We start from the raw sequence: 20,139 nt of genomic DNA, 5'->3' as shown, positions 1-20,139 counted from the left end.
CCGGTCAACGATATCGGCTTAGTTCAGGTGCTCGACACGGATCCGTACAACTGGACCGACCACACCCGCCAAGGCTTCCAAAGCAGCGATGGCGTCGTTGATGCGCTGTTCCACCACGCGGTGGGTCAACAGGATCATCGGCACCAGGCCGTCGTGCTCCTCGGCTTCCTTCTGCATGATCGACTCGATGTTGATGCCGCGCTCCGAAAGGATGCTCGCGACCTGAGCCAATACGCCCGGATGGTCCTTGGCCTGGATGCGCAGGTAGTAGGCGCTTTCGCAGGCTTCGATCGGCAGGATCGGGTGAGCCGACAGCGAATCCGGCTGGAACGCCAGGTGTGGTACGCGGTTTTCCGGATCGGAAGTCATAGCGCGGACCACGTCCACCAGGTCGGCGATCACCGACGAAGCGGTCGGCTCCATGCCGGCGCCAGCGCCGTAGAACAGGGTCGAACCGGCAGCATCGCCGTTGACCATTACCGCGTTCATCACGCCGTTGACGTTGGCGATCAGGCGATCGGCCGGGATCAGCGTCGGGTGCACGCGCAGTTCGATACCGGCCGCGGTGCTGCGCGCCACGCCCAGGTGCTTGATGCGGTAGCCCAGCGCTTCGGCGTAGTTCACGTCGGCGGTGGTCAGCTTGGTGATGCCTTCGGTGTAAGCCTTGTCGAACTGCAACGGAATACCGAACGCGATGGATGCCAGGATCGTCAGCTTGTGAGCGGCGTCGATACCCTCGACGTCGAAGGTCGGATCGGCTTCGGCGTAACCCAGGGCCTGGGCTTCGGCCAATACGTCTTCGAAGGTGCGACCCTTCTCGCGCATTTCCGTCAGGATGAAGTTGCCGGTGCCGTTGATGATGCCGGCTACCCAGTTGATGCGGTTGGCGGACAGGCCTTCGCGGATCGCCTTGATCACCGGGATGCCACCGGCCACCGCCGCTTCGAACGCAACGATCACGCCCTTCTCGCGGGCCTTGGCGAAAATTTCATTACCGTGAACGGCGATAAGCGCCTTGTTCGCGGTGACCACATGCTTGCCATTCTCGATGGCCTTGAGTACCAGCTCGCGGGCAACGGTGTAGCCGCCCATCAGCTCTATGACGATGTCGATCTCAGGGTTCGTGGCCACTTCGAAGACATCGTTGGTAATCGCAATACCGGTCGTTTGGAACTGAGGCTTTGGCGTGCGCATGGCAATTTGTGCCACTTCGATTCCACGCCCGGCACGACGAGCAATTTCCTCGGCGTTGCGCTGAAGTACGTTGAAGGTACCGCCACCGACGGTTCCTAACCCACAGATGCCTACTTTGACCGGTTTCACTGTGAACTCCCCATAAAACGGCCGACTCGAGGCCGGCCGTGAAAACAACCGCAGACTCGCGGCTCTCTATTGATGGCCCGGCGAATGTCGCTACCGGACCATGATCGTCAAGGCTTGCCGTGACGATGCGAATTTACTTCGCGCCCAGCGCCAGTTTGGCGACTTGTGGCGCAGGCTGGTAGCCCGGAATGACCTGACCGTCGGCCAAAACGATGGCCGGTGTGCCATTCACGCCGATCGACTGGCCGAGGGCGAACTGTTTGGAAACCGGGTTATCGCACTTGGCGGCCTTGATTTCCTTGCCGTCGACCATTTTGTCCATGGCCGCTTTCTTGTCTTTCGAGCACCACACCGCTTGCAGTTGCTCGTCACCCGGCGAGCCCAGGCCCTGACGCGGGAACGCAACGTAACGCACTTCGATGCCGCGCTTGTTCAGCTCAGGCACTTCGGCGTGCAGCTTGTGGCAGTACGGGCAGGTGGTGTCGGTGAATACGGTGATGTGCGACTTGGTTTCGCCAATGGCCGGGTAGACAACGGTTTCGGCAACCGGGATGGCGTTGATCAGTTTGGAGATGCCCTGGCGCTCGGTCTTCTCGGTCAGGTTGACCGGCTTGCCGTCCTTGAGATCGAACAGGTAGCCCTGAACCACGTACTGGCCGTCGGCGCTGGCATACAGCACACGGCTGCCCTTGAGCTTGACTTCGTAGAGGCCTGGCAACGGGCTGGCGGTGATGGTCTCTACCGGCACTTCGAGCTGGAGGTTTTCCAGGCTTTTACGAATGGCTTTGTCGGCCGCGTCATCGGCGACGGCAAAGGTGCTGACCAACGCAATGGCTGCGGCGGCGAAAATCTGGGTCAGACGCATGAGAACTCCTGAAGACGGACAAATGGGACGATCAGAACGCCCGTGCCGAAACACCGGGTCATAAACGCCCATCGTGCAAACCAGCCCAGCCTATCACATAAGGCCCACATGGCCGAATGCACCTGATGCAAGACATTTGTGGCGACACAATCTCCTGTGGGAGCGGGCTTGCTCGCGAAAGCTTCTTATCAGGCGACATCAATGTTGTATGTGCCGACCTCTTCGCGGGCAAGCCCGCTCCCGCAGAAAAGCGGATGTCGGGAGCTTCACCCGCGTGGATGATGCTTAGCGTGCAAATCCTGCAAGCGCGCCCGGGCAACATGGGTGTAGATCTGCGTCGTAGACAAATCGCTGTGCCCCAGCAGCATCTGCACCACCCGCAGGTCTGCACCGTGATTGAGCAGGTGCGTGGCGAAGGCATGGCGCAAGGTGTGCGGCGACAGTGACTTGCCGATCCCGGCCACCTTGGCCTGGTGCTTGATCCGGTGCCAGAAGGTCTGACGCGTCATCTGCTCGCCACGTTGACTCGGGAATAACACATCGCTGGGACGCCCGCCGAGCAGCTCACCACGGCCATCGCGCATGTAGCGCTCGACCCAGACAATGGCCTCTTCACCCATCGGCACCAGACGCTCCTTGCTGCCCTTGCCCATCACGCGCAGCACACCCTGACGTAGATTGACCTGCTCCAGCGTCAGGCTGATCAGCTCCGTCACTCGCAGGCCACAGGCGTACAGAACTTCAAGCATGGCCCGGTCACGCTGGCCAATGGCTTCGCTCAGGTCCGGCGCTTTCAACAGCGCCTCCACGTCGGCTTCCGACAAGGATTTCGGCAGCGGCCTACCCAGCTGCGGCATGTCGATGCGAAGGGTCGGATCGACAGCGATGAGTTTTTCCCGCAGCAAATAGCGATAGAACCCACGCACACCAGAGAGAAATCGCGCAGTGGAACGAGGCTTGTAGTTTTGCTCCAGACGCCAAGCCAGGTGATCAAGGATCAGTTCGCGGCCAGCGTTGATCAGCTCCAGCCCTTTTTCCTGCAACCAGCCGTTGAACAGCGCCAGGTCACTGCGATAGGCATCGCGGGTGTTGTCGGAAAGACCTTTCTCCAACCACAGGGCATCGAGGAATTGGTCTATCAGCGGGTGATCGATGGCAGGCATGGGTACTCGAATCATGCAGCCTTGAGGCTGCACGCAAAATTAAGATTGGACATGAAAATGGCCGCTAGTCTTTCATAGGCCGCCATTTCAAGGAACAGGGAGCAGCAATGAGCGAGCAGCAGATTTTATTGGCATTTGGCGGGATAGGCGCGGCGGCACTGCTTTGCCAATGGCTGGCCTGGCGCTTGAAATTGCCTGCGATTCTTTTTCTGCTGCTGACCGGCATCCTGGCTGGCCCCGTACTGCACTTGCTCGACCCGCAAGAAATGTTCGGGCCATTGCTGATGCCGCTGGTGTCCTTGGCGGTGGCGCTGATCCTGTTCGAAGGCAGCCTGACCCTGCATCTGTCCGAGTGGCGCGAAATCGGTAGCGTCGTCCATCGTCTGGTCACGATTGGTGCCCTCTCCACTTGGGTGGTCATCGCTGTCGCCACTCATTGGCTGCTGGGTTTCGACTGGTTGCTGGCCATACTGTTCGGCAGCCTGACCCTGGTGACAGGGCCAACCGTGATCGTACCGATGCTACGCGTCGTGCGCCCGAAAGCGTCGATTGCCAATATCCTGCGCTGGGAAGGCATTGTCATCGACCCCATCGGCGCCCTGCTGGCGGTAGTCGTCTATAGCTTCATCATTGCCAGTGCCGAAGGTAACGGCCTCAAGGAAAGCCTGCTGACCTTCGGCGGCGTGATTTTGTGCGGGAGCCTGTTCGGTATTTTGGGTGGCTGGTTACTCGGCACCCTGATTCGCCGCCAATGGCTGCCGGAATACCTGCACAACCTGGCAGCGCTCGCGGCAGTCCTGGGTATTTTCATTGCCTCCAACGAGGTCACCCATGAGTCCGGGTTGCTGGCCGTGACACTGATGGGCATGTGGCTGGCCAACATGAAAGGCGTGGATGTACGGCACATCCTGCATTTCAAGGAAAACCTCAGCGTGTTGCTGATCTCCGGCCTGTTCATTCTGCTGGCGGCACGGCTGGACCTGAACGCCATGATCGGCCTCGGGCCTCTGGTGCTGATTTTGCTGCTGGTCATTCAGTTCATCGCCCGCCCTTTGAATGTGCTGCTGAGCACGGCGGGCTCCAGCCTGGATTGGCGCGAACGGGCGCTACTGGCGTGGATTGCCCCAAGGGGCATCGTGGCAGCGGCGGTGTCGGCAATCTTCGCCATTCGCCTGCATGAGGCCGGTCACCAGGGAGCGTTGCTGCTGGTGCCGCTCACCTTTGCGGTGATCATCGGCACGGTGGTGTTGCAAAGCGCGACGGCACGACCGCTGGCGCGCCTGCTGAAGGTGGCGGAACCGGCACCGAGCGGCTTTCTGATCATCGGCGCCAACGGACCTGCGCGCACGCTGGGCAAGGCCCTGCAGCAACTGGGCAGTCGCGTACTGTTGACGGATTCGAGCTGGGAAAACATTCGCGCAGCCCGGATGGAAGGCTTGCCGACCTATTTTGGCAACCCGGCCTCGCAACATGCCGATGCACATCTGGATCTGGTCGGGCTTGGACATTTGCTGACGCTGTCACCGTCCGGCGAGTTGAACACCCTCGCCGCAATGCGTTTTCGCCATGACTTCGGCCATCAGCGGCTGTTCGGACTGGCCAGCGGCCAGGAGAGCCGACGCACCGACAAACATCGCGCCAGCCATGAACATCGCGGGCGTTTGCTAGGCAATGAGGAGTTAACCTATATCAAGCTGGCCAATCAGCTGCATCAGGGGGCTGAGTTGTACAGCACGAACCTGACCGAGGGCTTTGGCTGGGAGGATTATCAGGCGTTGCATGGCGACCGTGCCACTCTGCTGTTTGCTCGTGATGACAGTGGCTGGGTGCATGTGGTGACGCCGGACAGTGCGGTCAAGCCTTCAGCAGGGTGGACGTTGTTGGCGTTGATTCAGCCTGAAACCAGCGACGCTACGTAAATCGCAGACAACAAAAAAGCAGCCCGCAGGCTGCTTTTTTTGCATCGGAAGCTGGACTTAAGCCAGTTTTTCCTTGATGCGAGCTGCTTTGCCCGACAGGTCGCGCAGGTAGTACAGCTTGGCTTTACGTACGTCACCGCGACGCTTGACAGCCATGCTGTCGATTTGCGGAGAGTAGGTCTGGAAAGTACGCTCTACGCCAACACCGTTGGAGATTTTACGAACGGTGAATGCACTGTTTACGCCGCGGTTACGCTTGGCGATAACAACACCTTCGAACGCTTGCAGACGCGAACGGTCGCCTTCCTTCACTTTCACCTGAACGACAATGGTGTCGCCCGGGGCAAAGGTAGGGATCTCTTTGGTCATCTGCTCTGCTTCGAGTGCAAGGATGATTTTGTTAGTCATGCTGTGCTCCTAAGGTAAATCGTCGGATCTACCATCGATACGTTGTTAACTATCGTCCCGCTCGCGGATGTATTCCTCGAGCAGCTTCTTCTCTTCTCCAGAAAGCGAGCGGCTTTCCAGAAGATCGGCGCGTCGTTCAAAGGTCCGACCAAGGGACTGCTGTAAACGCCAACGCCGGATGTGCGCGTGATTGCCACTTAGCAATACGTCGGGAACACGCTGATCCGCATACACCTCCGGTCGGGTGTAGTGCGGGCAATCCAGCAAACCATCCGTAAAGGAATCTTCCTCGGCGGAGTCCGCATGCCCTAAAGCTCCAGGCAGCAGTCGTGTAACCGCATCGATCAGGACCATCGCCGGCAGCTCGCCGCCAGACAGTACATAGTCGCCAATCGACCACTCTTCATCGACATGAGCATCAATAAAACGCTCGTCAATGCCTTCATAGCGGCCGGCAATCAGGATCAATGCATCCAGATTCGCCAACTCGCGTACCGCCGACTGAGTCAGTTGACGGCCTTGGGGGGACAGGTAAATCACCTTCGCCGCCTCCCCGGCTGCTGCCTTGGCCTGAACCAGAGCATCTTCCAGGGGCTTGATCTTCATCACCATGCCCGGACCACCGCCAAACGGGCGATCGTCCACAGTGTGATGTCGATCCGTCGTGTAGTCTCGCGGATTCCAACAGGTGAGCTGCAAGAGCCCCTGTTTCACCGCCCGACTGGTGATGCCGTACTCGCTGATGGCGGAAAACATCTCGGGAAATAGACTGATCACTTCTACGCGCAAGTTAGCCACGCTTAGAAATCCGCGTCCCAATCCACCTTCATCTCACCCGCGGCCAGGTCGACGGCCAACACGCATTGCTCCGTATAGGGCAACAAGCGTTCGCGATCATCCAGGCTGCCAGCGCAAGGCTTGACCACCATGACATCGTTCGAGCCGGTCTCCAGCAGGTGATCGATTTTTCCGAACAGTTGTCCGTGCGTATCGATGACCTTGAGACCTTCCAGCTGGTACCAGTAGTACTCGCCGTCGGTCAGTTCAGGGAACAGGTTGCGCGGCACGCAGATCTCATAACCGGCCAGAAGACGAGCTTCTTCGCGATCATCGAGACCCTTGAGCTTTGCGACCAGGAACTTGTCATTCCCGCGTCCGCTGACCAGCTCTACCTGCTTTACATTACCGTCACGCTTGAGCGTCCAGGTTTTGTAGTCCAGCAGGTTTTTAATCGGATCAGTAAAGGAGTACACCTTCACTTCGCCGCGAACGCCGTGAACAGAATAAATCTTGCCGATAACGATCAAATCATCAGCAATGGCTGGCGTCGCGTTCATATTGCTCAGGCCGCAGCCTTAGCAGATTCCTTCAACAACTGAGCAACGCGCTCAGATGGTTGTGCACCAACGCTCAGCCAGTAGGCTACGCGCTCTTGGTTCACGGACAGACGAACTTCCTGACCACGGGCAACAGGGTTGAAGTAGCCAACCTGTTCCTTGTGCGAACCGTCGCGCGGGTTGCGGCTGTCGGTTACGGTCAAGTGGTAAAACGGGCGCTTTTTGGAGCCGCCAAGGGCAAGACGGATTGTTAGCATGTGAACATCGTTCCTGTAGTCGGTGCTGCAAATCTAAAGGCACAGCGGGCATGGGTGCCCGAAAGGCCGCATATTCTAAGGAATATCCGGACTTTTGCAAATGACTTTTTCCGGCGGCCTATCGGCCGCCATGCAGATTTGCTATAGAGCCGTCGTTGAAAACGGCCGGTCAGCTCCCGCCAAGTGCGGGTTTGCTGGAGATCCCGCTTCCTTGCGGGTCTGCGCCGGTACGATGACCGGCGCGGATTTTTTACATCTTTGGCATGCCGCCGCCGGGCAACATTCCGCCCATGCCGCGCATCATCTTGGCCATTCCGCCTTTTGCAGAGAACTTCTTCATCATCTTCTGCATCTGCTTGTGCTGCTTGATCAAGCGGCCGATGTCCTGCACCTGGGTGCCGGAACCCATGGCGATCCGACGCTTGCGCGAACCACTGATCATCTCAGGGTCGCGGCGCTCGGCCGGGGTCATGGAGTTGATGATGGCTTCCATCTGCTTAAATTGCTTCTCTGCCGCACCCTGGGCGTTGCCCATTTGCGCCAGGTTCACGCCACCCATATTCGGCAGCTTGTCCATGAGCCCGCCGAGGCCGCCCATGTTCTTCATCTGTTGCAGCTGATCGCGAAAGTCTTCGAGGTCGAAGCCCTTGCCCTTCTTCAGCTTCTTGGCCAGCTTGTCGGCCTTGTCCTTGTCGAGGGTCGCTTCCGCCTGCTCGATCAGGCTGAGCACATCGCCCATGCCGAGGATACGCGAGGCGATACGCTCAGGATGGAACGGATCGAGCGCTTCGCTCTTCTCGCCCATACCGATGAACTTGATCGGCTTGCCGGTGATGGCGCGCACCGACAGGGCGGCACCGCCACGGGCGTCGCCGTCGACCTTGGTCAGGATCACACCGGTCAGCGGCAATGCATCGCCGAAGGCCTTGGCCGTGTTGGCGGCGTCCTGGCCGGTCATGGCGTCGACCACGAACAGGGTTTCGACCGGGTTGATCGCGGCGTGCAGGGCCTTGATCTCGCCCATCATTTCTTCATCGATGTGCAGGCGACCGGCGGTATCGACGATGACCACGTCGATGAATTTGAGTTTGGCTTCCTTAATAGCCGCTTGCGCGATCGCGACCGGCTTCTGGCTCAGGTCGGACGGGAAGAAGGTAACGCCGACTTCACCGGCGAGCATTTCCAGTTGCTTGATCGCCGCTGGACGATAAACGTCGGCGGACACAACCATGACCGACTTCTTCTTGCGCTCTTTAAGGAAGCGCGCGAGCTTGCCGGCGGTGGTGGTTTTACCAGCGCCCTGCAAACCTGCCATGAGGATGACCGCTGGCGGCACTGCGCTCAGGTTCAAATCTTCGTTGGCCGCGCCCATCAGGCTTTCGAGTTCGGCCTGGACGATCTTCACGAAGGCCTGGCCCGGCGTCAGGCTGCGTGACACCTCTGTGCCGACGGCGCGTTCCTTGACCGAATTGACGAAGTCCTTGACCACCGGCAGGGCGACGTCGGCTTCGAGCAACGCCATGCGCACTTCGCGCAGGGTGTCTTTGATGTTGTCTTCAGTCAGCTTGGCCTTGCCGGTGACATGGCGCAGCGTCTGCGAGAGACGGTCGGTTAAGTTTTCAAACATTGCGCGATCCTTTCAGGCCCTGTGTAGACCGGGATAATGGCGGCCCGGACCGGACTAAACGTGTGCTCGGCGAGCCTGCGGCGTGGGCAGGTCGCGGATTATAGCGAAGACTGCGGCCGGCGGACACCTCGCCGTCGGGTTGCGCGGTCTTTCGTGTGGCGGGGGTTCTATGCCAAACTCAGCGACTTTCGGGCTTGCCTAACAGGATTTATGCTCCCCTTGTCACCCAGCTTGCTAACTACTCTCGCCGCCGCCTGCTTGTACGCCGCTGCGACCATTTACCAGGGCACTCGCCTGGCGTCCGGCGCCAAGGTCAACAAACGCCTGCTGGTCATGCTCGGCGTGCTCGCCGTATTGGCCCACAGCGTCAGCCTGCTCACCCACCTGCTGACCCCGACCGGTCTGGCCCTGGACTTCTTCAGTGCCGCCAGCCTGATTGCCGTGGCGGTCATCGCACTGACCCTGCTAGCCTGCTCGCGGATTCCGGTGGAGAACCTTCTGGTCCTGCTGCTCCCGCTTGGAGCCTTGACCGTGATGCTGGCGCATTTTGCCCCCGCCGGCACGGTACAGGTCATCGTTGAGGAGCCGGGCATCCTCGCCCACATTCTGCTTTCGATCCTGGCCTACGGCATGTTCACCATCGCGGTGTTCCAGTCTTTGTTGCTGCTGATTCAAGACCATCAGCTCAAGCACAAGCACCCATCCGGGCTGATCAAGAACTTCCCGCCACTGCAAACCATGGAAAGCCTGCTGTTCGGTTTCCTCTGGGCCGGCTGGACACTGTTGTCGCTGTCGCTGATTTCCGGCTGGCTGTTCGTCGAAAACCTGTTCGCCCAGCATCTGGTGCACAAAACACTACTGGCCTGCCTGGCCTGGGTCGTTTTCAGCGTGCTGCTGTGGGGACGCAATCGCCTTGGCTGGCGCGGGCACAAAGCCATTCGCTGGACCCTGGCCGGTTTTTGCCTGCTGATGCTGGCGTATTTCGGCAGCAAGCTGGTTCGTGAATACATCCTGCATATCTGACGGGCGGCATTAATGGACGACTTGCCCATAGGGCCGATGCTCGCGGTAGTGACCCTGCTGGTTTTATGGTCAGGGCTGTTTACCGCCATCGAAGCGGCGCACCAGCATTTGCTGGCCCAGCGCACCGCAACGCGCTCCAGCGACAAACCGGTAGCGAAACTCAGCTTCCCTCTGGCCAGTCTGATTTTTTGCAACACCCTGTGCCGTGCACTCGTGGTGGTCATCAGCACCTTGCTGGCCATGTTCACCTGGGCCGAGAACGGCCCGTGGGTCGCCTGCCTTGGAGCGGGCGCCATGTTGCTGGTGTTTTCCGACTATTTGCCACGCGCCCTCGCCACCCGCTATCCGGATGCGATCCTGGCCCAGGGCAACAACCTGCTGCGGTTGCCGCTGAAAATCATCTATCCCGCGGCATGGCTGCTCAACAGCATCAGTCAGTTGCTGACGCGCCCATTCGCCCGCAAAGCCAAAGTGGTGCAACAAAGCGAGGACGAAGCGCTGATGGAGCGGCATGCGCCTTCCGAAACCGCAAGCCGCCCTCACCCGCTGCCTGGCATCCACGCGCTGGACAACATTACCGTCAATGACATCCTGGTACCGCGCAGCGACGTGGACGGCATCAATCTCGATGACTCCATCGAAGAAATCATCGAACAATTGCGCCACAACAAACGCACGCGCCTGCCGGTGTTCCACAGCGATATCAACCAGGTCGAAGCCGTCCTCAACACCCGACACATCCTTCATTTGCTGCCCGATGCGAGCCTGACCAGGGAAGCGTTGCTGGCGGCCAGCCACGAGCCGTACTTCGTGCCGGAAAGTACCCCGTTGCAACTGCAACTGCTCAACTTTCACAAGCAGCAGCGGCGCCTGGGCATGGTGGTCGACGAATACGGCGAAGTGCTGGGCATCGTCACCCTGGAAGACATCCTCGAAGAAATCGTCGGCGAGTTCGAAAGCCAGCAGAGCCTGGACAATCCACACATTCATCCGCAAGCCGACGGACGCCTGGTGGTCGACGGTGCCGCGTCCATTCGCGAGCTGAACAAGAGCCTCGGCTGGCACCTGCCCAGCGATGGCCCGAAAACCCTGAACGGCCTGATCACCGAGGCCCTGGAAACCATTCCCGAAAGTGCGGTGTGCCTGAAGATCGGCCGGTATCGCCTGGAAATTCTCGAAACCGAGGACAACCGTGTCACGCGGGTGCTGATCTGGCAGACCAGCCCGCTGCCTGTCATTACCTAAAACCCGCCACAATGCCCTCACAAGCCCTCTTGTTCGATCGTTAGCCACCTTCCTATAATCGAAACGCTTACCCAAGCCTCGCCGGCCCCGTGCTTACCCCGCACGTCGCAGCATCCGGTCTGTCCACCAGCAAAGTCCGCAACAAACCGACGACTGTTCCTACCTTGAACAGCGACCGTGCCTCCGCCCACATCCCTGGGTTCTCGACCATAATAATTCGCTCCACTGGAGCACATGACTGTCAGGGATAACCGCATGACGACCAGCACGACTTACAGCGACTCCACACCTGCGCAACCGACGAACTCCGCCACCCGCGTGGCCACCGCAAGCTTCATCGGTACTGCCATCGAGTTCTACGACTTCTACGTCTATGCCACCGCCGCCGCGCTAGTGATCGGCCCGGTGTTCTTTCCGCAAACATCCGGCACCGCCCAGATGCTTTCGGCTTTTCTCACGTTCGGCATCGCCTTCCTTGCACGCCCCTTGGGTTCGGCCCTTTTCGGTCACTTCGGCGACCGTATCGGCCGCAAGTCGACGCTGGTCGCCTCGCTGCTGCTGATGGGCGTGTGCACCACGCTGATCGGCGTGCTGCCGGGATACGACAGCATTGGCGCCTGGGCACCGATCCTGCTTTGCGTCCTGCGCTTCGGCCAAGGCCTTGGATTGGGCGGCGAATGGGGTGGCGCGGCATTGCTGGCCACGGAGAACGCGCCGAAAGGCAAGCGCGCGTGGTTCGGCATGTTCCCGCAGCTGGGTCCATCCATCGGCTTTCTGGCGGCCAACGGCCTGTTCCTGACCCTGGCCGTGGTGCTGGATGACGAACAGTTCCGCTCATGGGGCTGGCGTATTCCGTTCCTGCTCAGCGCCGCACTGGTGATGGTCGGCCTGTACGTTCGTCTCAAGCTGCATGAGACCCCGGTATTCGCCAACGCCATGGCGCGCCAGGAACGAGTGAAGATCCCGCTGTTCGAGCTGTTCGGCCAATACTGGGCGCCCGTATTGCTGGGAGCCGGCGCAATGGTCGTGTGCTACGCGCTGTTTTACATCTCCACCGTGTTTTCCCTGAGTTACGGCGTGGCAACGCTCGGCTACAGCCGCGAAACCTTCCTCGGCCTGCTGTGCTTCGCGGTGCTGTTCATGGCTGCCGCCACCCCGCTGTCGGCCTGGGCCAGCGACCGTTATGGGCGCAAACCGGTGCTGATCATCGGCGGTGTGCTGGCGATCCTGTCCGGCTTCCTCATGGAGCCCCTGCTGACCCAAGGCTCGACCTGGGGCGTGGCGTTGTTCCTGTGCATCGAACTGTTTCTGATGGGTGTGACATTTGCGCCTATGGGGGCGTTGCTGCCGGAGCTGTTCCCCACCCACGTGCGCTACACCGGCGCCTCGGCGGCCTACAACCTGGGCGGTATCGTCGGCGCTTCCGCGGCGCCGTTCTTCGCCCAGAAACTGGTGGCGATGGGCGGATTGAGTTATGTCGGCGGTTATGTGTCCGCGGCGGCGGTGCTGAGTTTGATCGCGGTGCTGTGCCTGAAGGAAACGCGGCATAACGATTTGAATCAGATCGCCTGACAGATTGCTTTCGCGGGCAAGTCGGATCGCCGCACCGCCGCTCCCACAGGTTTTTTGTCGAACCACTATTTTGTGATCGACACTGATCCTGTGGGAGCGTGGCTTGCCCGCGATGGCGTCATTGCAGACAAAACACTCCCCGAAAAACCACAACTTTTCCCCCACCCATTGTCACCTCGCTCTACGCGCATGGGCTCATCCCCGCTATACTTCCCGGCTTTTCCTGAATAAATGCCAATAGGGTCCCGCCGCGCATGGATAAGACCTACCAGCCGCACGCCATTGAAACTTCCTGGTACAACACCTGGGAGTCAGAGAATTACTTCGCCCCGCAAGGCGCGGGCGAGTCCTACACCATCATGATCCCGCCGCCGAACGTCACCGGCAGCCTGCACATGGGTCACGGCTTCAACAACGCGATCATGGACGCCCTGATCCGTTTCCGCCGCATGCAGGGTCGCAACACCCTGTGGCAGCCGGGCACCGACCACGCCGGTATCGCCACGCAGATGTTGGTGGAGCGTCAGCTCGAAGCCAAGGGCCAGAGCCGCCATGACCTGGGCCGCGAGAAATTCCTCGAGAAAGTCTGGGAGTGGAAAGATGAGTCCGGTGGCAACATCAGCCGTCAGATCCGTCGTCTTGGTTCGTCCGTAGATTGGAGCCGCGAGCGCTTCACCATGGACGACGGCCTCTCGGAGGCCGTTAAAGAGGCTTTCGTCCGCCTGCACGAAGACGGCCTGATCTACCGCGGCAAGCGCCTGGTCAACTGGGACACCAAGCTGCACACGGCAATTTCCGACCTCGAAGTGGAGAACCATGACGAGAAAGGTTTCCTGTGGAACCTGAAATACCCGCTGGCCGACGGCGCCAAGACCGCTGAAGGCAACGACTTCCTGATCGTCGCGACCACTCGCCCGGAAACCATGCTCGGCGACTCCGCCGTGGCCGTTAACCCGAACGATGAACGCTACAAAGCCCTGATCGGCAAATTTGTCGAGCTGCCACTGGTTGGCCGCCGCATCCCGATCATCGCCGACGATTATTGCGACCCTGAATTCGGCACCGGCTGCGTGAAAATCACCCCGGCCCACGACTTCAACGACTATGAAGTCGGCAAGCGTCACAACCTGCCGCTGCTGAACATCTTCGACAAGAACGCATCGGTCCTGCCGGCTTGCCAAGTGTTCAACCTCGACGGCACGCTGAACGAAACCATCGACGGCAAGATCCCGGCCGAATACGCCGGTCTCGACCGCTTCGAGGCGCGCAAGCAGATCGTGGCCGCGTTCGACGCCGCCGGCCTGTTGGTCAGTGTTGACGATCACGCCCTGAAGGTGCCGAAAGGCGACCGTTCCGGCACCGTCATAGAGCCTTGGCTGACCGACCAGTGGTACGTGTCCACCAAGCCGTTGGCCGAGCCTGCGATTGCCGCCGTTGAAGACGGCCGTATCCAGTTCGTGCCGAAACAGTACGAAAACATGTACTTCTCGTGGATGCGCGACATCCAGGACTGGTGCATCAGCCGCCAGCTGTGGTGGGGCCACCGGATTCCGGCCTGGTACGACGAGTCGGGCAAGGTCTACGTCGGTCGCGACGAAGCCGAAGTGCGGGCCAAGCACAGCATCGGTCCGGACGTCGCGCTGCAACAGGACAACGACGTTCTCGACACCTGGTTCAGCTCGGGCCTGTGGACGTTCTCCACCCTCGGCTGGCCGGAAAAAACCGAGTTCCTGAAGAAATTCCACTCCACCGACGTCCTGGTGACTGGCTTCGACATCATTTTCTTCTGGGTTGCCCGGATGATCATGCTCACCATGCATTTGGTGAAAAACGAAGACGGTACGCCGCAGGTTCCGTTCAAGACCGTCTACGTCCACGGCCTGGTGCGCGATGGCCAGGGCCAGAAGATGTCCAAGTCCAAGGGCAACGTCCTCGACCCGCTGGACATCATCGACGGCATCGAACTCGAAGCCCTGGTGCAGAAGCGCACCTCCGGCATGATGCAGCCTAAACTGGCGAAGAAGATCGAGAAGCAGACCCGCGACGAGTTCGCCGAAGGCATCGCCAGCTACGGTACCGACGCCCTGCGTTTCACCTTCTGTTCGCTGGCGTCCACCGGTCGTGACATCAAGTTCGACATGGGCCGCGTCGAAGGCTATCGCAACTTCTGTAACAAGATCTGGAACGCGGCGCGCTATGTACTGGACAAGGGCGAAGACTGCGGCCAGAACGGCGAAGCCTTTGAGCTGTCCCTGGCTGACCGCTGGATCATTTCGCAGCTGCAGCGCACCGAAGCCGAAGTGACCCGCCAGCTTGACCAGTTCCGTTTCGACCTGGCAGCACAAGCCCTGTACGAGTTCATCTGGAACCAGTATTGCGACTGGTACCTGGAACTCTCCAAGCCTGTGCTGTGGGACGAAAACGCACCGGTCGAACGCCAGCGCGGCACCCGTCGCACCCTGGTGCGCGTACTGGAAGTCGCCCTGCGTCTGGCGCACCCGTTCATGCCGTTCATCACCGAAGAAATCTGGCAGCGCATCGCGCCGCTGGCCGGCATCGAAGGCAAGACGATCATGCTGCAACCTTGGCCCGTGGCCAACGAAACACGCATCGATCAGGCGGCCGAAGATGACATCGAATGGCTCAAGGGCCTGATGCTTGGCACTCGTAACATCCGTGGCGAAATGAATATCGGCCCGGGCAAACCGCTGCCGCTGTTCCTGAAGAACGTCAGCGCCGAGGACCAGCGTCGTCTGACCGAGAACGAAGCCCTGCTGAAGAAGCTGGCGCGCCTCGAATCGATCACCGTACTGGCTGCTGGCGAAGAAGCACCGCTGTCCGCCACCGCGCTGGTCGGCGAGATGGAAGTGCTGGTGCCAATGGCCGGCTTGATCGACAAAGGTGCGGAACTGGCGCGTCTGGACAAGGAAATCCAGCGTCTGCAAGGTGAAGTGCAACGAGTCGGCGGCAAGCTGTCCAACGCCGGTTTCGTTGACAAGGCACCGGCTGAAGTCATCGAGAAAGAACGCGCCAAACTGGCCGAGGCCGAACAGGCCCTGGGCAAGCTGGCCGAGCAGCATGCGCGGATTGCCAGTTTGTAACGGCAGATCGCAATGAAAGAGGGAGGCCCATGCGGCCTCCCTTTTTCATGCCTGTCCCATTTTCCCAAACGCCAAAAATCCCCTGTGGGAGCGAGCTTGCTCGCGATGAGGCCATAACATTCAACATCAATATTGACTGACCGACCGCCATCGCGAGCAAGCTCGCTCCCACAAGGGACAGCGGTGTTTGCCACAATTGGGTTCACACGGGCCGGATGTGGGACAATGCCCGCCACTTTTAGCCATACCCGAATCGACCACCACCATGACCGCCCCCCGCTCCCCCAAGCCTGCGCGCAAAAAGCCTGCCCCGAAGACTCCGGCCACGGCCGTCGCCCCGAAGGAAAAAGCCAGCCTGCACCCGCGCAATCGCCATCAGGGTCGCTATGACTTTCCAACGCTGATCAAAAACGCTCCGGAATTGAAGAAATTCGTGATCATCAATCCGTACGGCAAAGAAAGCATCGACTTCGCCAGCCCGGAAGCCGTGCGGGTGTTCAACCGGGCGTTGCTCAAGTCGTTCTATGGCATCGCTCACTGGGACATTCCGGCCGACTACTTGTGCCCACCGGTGCCCGGCCGCGCCGATTACGTGCACTTCCTCGCCGACCTGCTGGCCAGTGGCAATGACGGTGTGATCCCCCGTGGCGCTGCCGTGAAGGTGCTGGACATCGGCATGGGCGCCAACTGCGTGTATCCATTGATCGGTTACAGCGACTATCGCTGGCAGTTCCTCGGTTCCGATATCGATGCGACCGCCATCGCCGCGGCGAAGGCCATCATTCAATCCAATGGCCTGAACAAAGCGATTCAGGTACGTCAGCAGAGCAACCCCAAGCAGATCCTCACTGGCCTGCTGGAAAGCGCAGAGCGCTTTGACCTGACGATGTGCAATCCGCCGTTCCATGCCTCGCTGGACGAGGCCACACGGGGCAGCACACGCAAATGGCGCGCCCTGGGCAAAGCCGATCCGAAGCGCAAGCTGCCGGTGTTAAACTTCGGCGGGCAAGCAGCGGAATTATGGTGTGAAGGTGGGGAGGTGCGCTTCGTCACGCAACTGGTCAGCGAGAGCGTACAAGTGGCGCAACAAGTGCTGTGGTTCAGCACACTGGTGTCGAAGGCGTCGAACCTGCCGGCGATCCAGACCGCCTTGAAAAAGGTCGGTGCTTTGGACAGCCAAGTGGTCGAAATGGGCCAAGGCCAAAAGCAGAGCCGCTTCGTCGCCTGGACCTTCCAGACCAAAGCGCAGCAACAGGCCTGGCGTCAGGCACGATGGTCGAAAGCTACAGCCGAGTAAAAAGCCAGACGCACAAAAAAGCCGTGCCCGGATGACTCCTGTGCACGGCTTTTAACAGACCTAGCGATTAACAGTGACGCTCAGATCTGTAACCACCAACTGCCTGACAACTTTCCTGCAACTTCGATAACAGGAAAGTTTAGATATCTTCGCTTTAACGTTTTGTACGAACATTCTCTGTGAACGCACAAGCTCGAGCCTCTTTACTTTCGCAGTAATACTGACCATACCATTGCTCCCATGGTCCACTGGTATCAATACTTACAATAGTTCCCTCTCGCTTGTACCTCATATCCAGATCGCCTCCATTTTGCAGTTTGTAACCACAACGCAGAATCTCACCGGCAACAATGCCTCTCTCGGCTGCTACGCGAGGCGCGAATATCGCCAACTCGAACTCGCCTATTGGCCCACGTCCCGCTTGCGAAACACCGTACCATTCCCCGTCGCCACTTGCTGTCGGGGCTTTATAGATACCGGCTGCCAACTCCTTGATGTCAGAGGGGCTTGGGCAGTACTCGGTAACATTTGCCAAGGCCTGGCCGGACACCAGAAACGATACGCACATCAACAACTGTTTAACTTTCATAAAAACGTCCCTGTAACGAACAACTGAAGTTTGGTTTTGGCTTTTTACGTAAAGCCAAGCGCTACGCCTTATTGATACTACCGACCCAAGGCGCACACTCAACTATCAGTTCTGTAGGAACGTTCGTTTTATGCAGAGAGAAATGTGCTATTCAGCGAAAACGCCTATCCCTATCAGGTGCACGGGTAACAACTGCTTTCAAACAACGGGATTATTCCAACAATTTACTTTGCGTAAACCGTTACAGCGCCCACAAAAAAACCGTGCCCGGATCGCTCCGGTGCACGGTTTTTTTTAACAAGTCTTACTTGTTGACAGCGTCGGTCAGGCCTTTGGCCACAACCAGCTTGATCACTTTCTTGGCAGCGATTTCGATGGCAGCGCCAGTCGAAGGGTTACGGCCAGTACGGGCAGGGCGCTCAGTCACTTTCAGCTTGCCGATACCCGGCAGAGTGATTTCGCCGCCGTTTTCCAGCTGATCGGCAACGATTTGGCCCAGTTGGTCCAGAGCGTTACGCGCGGTGGTTTTCGGCGCGTCGATAGCTTCAGCGATGTCGGCGATCAGTTGGTCTTTAGTAAGAGCCATGTAGTGTTCCTTCCCTATCAAATTCATATGGATTGCAGAGTGCAATGTCAGCCATCGAGCCCGATCTTCTGGATCTGGCACCCTCGGCGAAATAACCTCGGGATCGGGGTTATAGATACCGAAATCAGGGTTTGGTTCGACCTGACAAAAGCTGACTGCAGGCTTAACGCAGTGACTTCGCGCAAGACCGGGCAAAACTAGCACAGAGACGGGGAAATATCCGCCTCCAGCTACCCATTTGGTCAGCTTTATTGCTCTAAATCGGGAAAAAATCTCATAAGCGCCGCCGGTCGCCCGGGAATTGCCCTTCGCACCGCGCCAAAACCAGTGGTTGCGGTACACTGGGCGCTTTTTCGGGGGAGCGCGCCCTCCTCTCTTCATTCAGCCGAGAAGCCCATGCCGATCCGTCATTGCATCGTCCACCTGATCGACAAAAAACCCGACGGCACACCTGCAGTTCTCCACGCCCGCGACTCTGAACTGGCTGAGTCTGCGGCCATCGAGAACATGCTCGCCGACCTCAACGAAAGCTATAACGCCAAACAGGGTAAAGCCTGGGGCCTGTTCCATCCGGAATCCGGCGCGTTCCCGTTCAGCGGCTGGCTGAAGGAGTACCTCGAGGGCGGTCAGGATTTCACTGCGTTCAGCCGCGTGGCGGTCGAGCATCTGCAGAAACTGATGGAGGAATCGAACCTGTCGGTCGGCGGCCACGTGCTGTTCGCACACTATCAGCAAGGCATGACCGACTACCTGGCCATTGCCCTGCTGCACCACAGTGAAGGTGTGGCCGTAACCGACGAACTGGACGTGACCCCATCCCGCCACCTCGACCTTGGCCAGTTGCACCTGGCGGCGCGGATCAACGTTTCCGAGTGGCAGAACAACAAACAGTCCAAGCAGTACATTTCGTTCATCAAAGGCAAGAACGGCAAAAAGGTTTCGGAGTACTTCCGCGACTTCATTGGCTGCCAGGAAGGCGTCGACGGTCCGGGTGAAACCCGCACCCTGCTCAAGGCCTTCAGTGATTTCGTTGAAAGCGAAGACCTGCCGGAAGACGACGCCCGCGAGAAGACCAAGACCCTGGTGGATTACGCCAGTAGCCAGGCCAAGCTCGGTGAGCCGATGGGCCTGGAAGAGTTGTCGGGGCTGATCGACGAAGAACGCCCGAAGGCTTTCTACGATCACATTCGCAACAAGGATTACGGCCTCTCGCCGGAAATCCCGGCCGATAAACGCACCCTGAACCAGTTCCGCCGATTCACTGGTCGCGCCGAAGGCCTGTCGATCAGTTTCGAAGCACACCTGCTGGGCTCGAAGATCGAGTACGACGAGGAAGCCGGCACGTTAATCATCAAGGGCCTGCCCACTTCGCTCACCGATCAGCTGAAGCGTCGCAACTGATGCTCGGCGGCGTGCTGAAGAAATTCCTGCTGATCCTGCTGGTGGTCGTGGCCTATCAGAACTGGGGCAAGATCGAGCGGGTGTTCAATCCATCGCAAGTGGTGTCGGCGCAGACGCAGGCCAAGGCCAACGTTGTGCTCTACGCCACCGAATGGTGTGGTTACTGCAAGCTGACCCGGCGCTTCCTCGATCAGAAAGGCATTGCGTACAAGGAGTTCGACATCGAGAAGGACGCTGCCGCGCGCGAGGACTATCAGGCGCTGGGGGGTGGGGGCATTCCGATCATCGATGTGAACGGGACGCTGATTCGCGGGTATGACCCGGATGCGATTCTGGCAGCGCTGAAGTAACTAATGAAATGGCTCCCCCCTCACACCCTGTGATCATTCTCTAAGCTTTCACAGGGTGTCTTTCGGAGGCTATTGC

18 protein-coding genes are annotated in these 20,139 nt (G+C 59.2%); 8 read left to right on the top strand and 10 right to left on the bottom strand.

Translation table 11 applies throughout. The features are described 5' to 3' along the window. Positions 1-18: 18 nt before the first annotated feature. The 3 genes from AC3WTM_RS27480 to xerD all read right to left on the bottom strand — a co-directional run bounded on the left by AC3WTM_RS27480 (position 19) and on the right by xerD (position 3,351). Positions 19-1,323, bottom strand: a complete 1,305-nt coding sequence (locus AC3WTM_RS27480) for a homoserine dehydrogenase (protein ID WP_057713417.1) — start codon at positions 1,321-1,323, stop codon at positions 19-21. A gap of 133 nt (positions 1,324-1,456) precedes the next feature. After that, complete coding sequence (dsbC, locus tag AC3WTM_RS27475; protein ID WP_057713416.1) at positions 1,457-2,188, bottom strand: bifunctional protein-disulfide isomerase/oxidoreductase DsbC; 732 nt, start codon at positions 2,186-2,188, stop codon at positions 1,457-1,459. 266 nt (positions 2,189-2,454) lie between these two features. After that, positions 2,455-3,351, bottom strand: coding sequence for a site-specific tyrosine recombinase XerD (xerD, locus tag AC3WTM_RS27470; RefSeq protein ID WP_056853624.1), 897 nt, complete (start codon positions 3,349-3,351; stop codon positions 2,455-2,457). A gap of 107 nt (positions 3,352-3,458) precedes the next feature. Here xerD and AC3WTM_RS27465 point away from each other — a divergent pair, with 107 nt between their 5' ends. After that, on the top strand, positions 3,459-5,270 hold the full coding sequence (locus tag AC3WTM_RS27465; protein WP_102672259.1) for a cation:proton antiporter: 1,812 nt from the start codon (positions 3,459-3,461) through the stop codon (positions 5,268-5,270). A gap of 57 nt (positions 5,271-5,327) precedes the next feature. Here the strand turns inward: AC3WTM_RS27465 and rplS are convergent, their stop codons facing one another. From rplS to ffh, 5 genes are all read right to left on the bottom strand, one after another. After that, positions 5,328-5,678 (bottom strand): 50S ribosomal protein L19, encoded by a 351-nt coding sequence (rplS, locus tag AC3WTM_RS27460; protein WP_003175895.1) that lies wholly within the window; start codon positions 5,676-5,678, stop codon positions 5,328-5,330. Between the two features lie 45 nt (positions 5,679-5,723). Next, complete coding sequence (gene trmD / locus AC3WTM_RS27455) at positions 5,724-6,476, bottom strand: tRNA (guanosine(37)-N1)-methyltransferase TrmD (RefSeq protein ID WP_007897583.1); 753 nt, start codon at positions 6,474-6,476, stop codon at positions 5,724-5,726. A gap of 2 nt (positions 6,477-6,478) precedes the next feature. Next, positions 6,479-7,015, bottom strand: a complete 537-nt coding sequence (rimM, locus tag AC3WTM_RS27450; protein WP_057713414.1) for a ribosome maturation factor RimM — start codon at positions 7,013-7,015, stop codon at positions 6,479-6,481. A 5-nt stretch (positions 7,016-7,020) separates the two neighbouring features. Then, positions 7,021-7,272, bottom strand: a complete 252-nt coding sequence (gene rpsP, locus AC3WTM_RS27445) for a 30S ribosomal protein S16 (protein ID WP_007972721.1) — start codon at positions 7,270-7,272, stop codon at positions 7,021-7,023. Between the two features lie 250 nt (positions 7,273-7,522). Then, complete coding sequence (gene ffh / locus AC3WTM_RS27440; protein WP_090457559.1) at positions 7,523-8,899, bottom strand: signal recognition particle protein; 1,377 nt, start codon at positions 8,897-8,899, stop codon at positions 7,523-7,525. A 210-nt stretch (positions 8,900-9,109) separates the two neighbouring features. On the opposite strand from ffh, the gene AC3WTM_RS27435 reads away from it, so the two are divergent. From AC3WTM_RS27435 to rlmF, 5 genes are all read left to right on the top strand, one after another. Beyond that, a complete protein-coding gene (locus tag AC3WTM_RS27435; protein WP_102672258.1) occupies positions 9,110-9,922 on the top strand; it encodes a cytochrome C assembly family protein in 813 nt (270 codons plus the stop codon). 12 nt (positions 9,923-9,934) lie between these two features. Then, complete coding sequence (locus AC3WTM_RS27430; protein ID WP_102672257.1) at positions 9,935-11,167, top strand: transporter associated domain-containing protein; 1,233 nt, start codon at positions 9,935-9,937, stop codon at positions 11,165-11,167. 255 nt (positions 11,168-11,422) lie between these two features. After that, entirely contained in the window at positions 11,423-12,739 is a 1,317-nt protein-coding gene (locus tag AC3WTM_RS27425; protein ID WP_090457564.1) for an MFS transporter, read from the top strand. Positions 12,740-12,993: 254 nt separating this feature from the next. Then, positions 12,994-15,840, top strand: a complete 2,847-nt coding sequence (locus AC3WTM_RS27420; protein WP_102672256.1) for a valine--tRNA ligase — start codon at positions 12,994-12,996, stop codon at positions 15,838-15,840. 265 nt (positions 15,841-16,105) lie between these two features. Beyond that, positions 16,106-17,137, top strand: a complete 1,032-nt coding sequence (rlmF, locus tag AC3WTM_RS27415; RefSeq protein ID WP_102672254.1) for a 23S rRNA (adenine(1618)-N(6))-methyltransferase RlmF — start codon at positions 16,106-16,108, stop codon at positions 17,135-17,137. A 154-nt stretch (positions 17,138-17,291) separates the two neighbouring features. Here rlmF and AC3WTM_RS27410 read toward each other — a convergent pair whose 3' ends face one another. Further along, positions 17,292-17,726, bottom strand: coding sequence for a DUF3757 domain-containing protein (locus AC3WTM_RS27410; protein WP_102672253.1), 435 nt, complete (start codon positions 17,724-17,726; stop codon positions 17,292-17,294). A gap of 304 nt (positions 17,727-18,030) precedes the next feature. Beyond that, positions 18,031-18,312, bottom strand: coding sequence for an HU family DNA-binding protein (locus tag AC3WTM_RS27405; RefSeq protein WP_007905514.1), 282 nt, complete (start codon positions 18,310-18,312; stop codon positions 18,031-18,033). Between the two features lie 396 nt (positions 18,313-18,708). Between AC3WTM_RS27405 and yejK the strand changes: the two genes are divergently transcribed. Then, positions 18,709-19,713, top strand: coding sequence for a nucleoid-associated protein YejK (yejK, locus tag AC3WTM_RS27400; protein WP_008018580.1), 1,005 nt, complete (start codon positions 18,709-18,711; stop codon positions 19,711-19,713). Continuing rightward, entirely contained in the window at positions 19,713-20,063 is a 351-nt protein-coding gene (locus tag AC3WTM_RS27395) for a glutaredoxin family protein (RefSeq protein WP_057713407.1), read from the top strand. The genes yejK and AC3WTM_RS27395 overlap by 1 nt, the downstream gene beginning before the upstream one ends. Positions 20,064-20,139 lie beyond the last annotated feature (76 nt).

It is taken from the genome of Pseudomonas sp. EU05-FHT14B02 (assembly GCF_058791055.1).
This window is presented reverse-complemented; position numbering and strand designations above follow the sequence as displayed.

Bases quoted from the DNA above. Each gene is read 5' to 3' on its own strand.
- xerD (WP_056853624.1), bottom strand. From the start codon at position 3,351: ATGCCTGCCATCGATCACCCGCTGATAGACCAATTCCTCGATGCCCTG.
- ffh (WP_090457559.1), bottom strand. From the start codon at position 8,899: ATGTTTGAAAACTTAACCGACCGTCTCTCGCAGACGCTGCGCCATGTC.
- rpsP (WP_007972721.1), bottom strand. From the start codon at position 7,272: ATGCTAACAATCCGTCTTGCCCTTGGCGGCTCCAAAAAGCGCCCGTTT.
- AC3WTM_RS27430 (WP_102672257.1), top strand. From the start codon at position 9,935: ATGGACGACTTGCCCATAGGGCCGATGCTCGCGGTAGTGACCCTGCTG.
- yejK (WP_008018580.1), top strand. From the start codon at position 18,709: ATGCCGATCCGTCATTGCATCGTCCACCTGATCGACAAAAAACCCGAC.
- AC3WTM_RS27435 (WP_102672258.1), top strand. From the start codon at position 9,110: ATGCTCCCCTTGTCACCCAGCTTGCTAACTACTCTCGCCGCCGCCTGC.
- AC3WTM_RS27405 (WP_007905514.1), bottom strand. From the start codon at position 18,312: ATGGCTCTTACTAAAGACCAACTGATCGCCGACATCGCTGAAGCTATC.
- rplS (WP_003175895.1), bottom strand. From the start codon at position 5,678: ATGACTAACAAAATCATCCTTGCACTCGAAGCAGAGCAGATGACCAAA.
- dsbC (WP_057713416.1), bottom strand. From the start codon at position 2,188: ATGCGTCTGACCCAGATTTTCGCCGCCGCAGCCATTGCGTTGGTCAGC.
- AC3WTM_RS27425 (WP_090457564.1), top strand. From the start codon at position 11,423: ATGACGACCAGCACGACTTACAGCGACTCCACACCTGCGCAACCGACG.
- rlmF (WP_102672254.1), top strand. From the start codon at position 16,106: ATGACCGCCCCCCGCTCCCCCAAGCCTGCGCGCAAAAAGCCTGCCCCG.
- AC3WTM_RS27410 (WP_102672253.1), bottom strand. From the start codon at position 17,726: ATGAAAGTTAAACAGTTGTTGATGTGCGTATCGTTTCTGGTGTCCGGC.
- AC3WTM_RS27395 (WP_057713407.1), top strand. From the start codon at position 19,713: ATGCTCGGCGGCGTGCTGAAGAAATTCCTGCTGATCCTGCTGGTGGTC.
- AC3WTM_RS27420 (WP_102672256.1), top strand. From the start codon at position 12,994: ATGGATAAGACCTACCAGCCGCACGCCATTGAAACTTCCTGGTACAAC.
- AC3WTM_RS27465 (WP_102672259.1), top strand. From the start codon at position 3,459: ATGAGCGAGCAGCAGATTTTATTGGCATTTGGCGGGATAGGCGCGGCG.
- rimM (WP_057713414.1), bottom strand. From the start codon at position 7,015: ATGAACGCGACGCCAGCCATTGCTGATGATTTGATCGTTATCGGCAAG.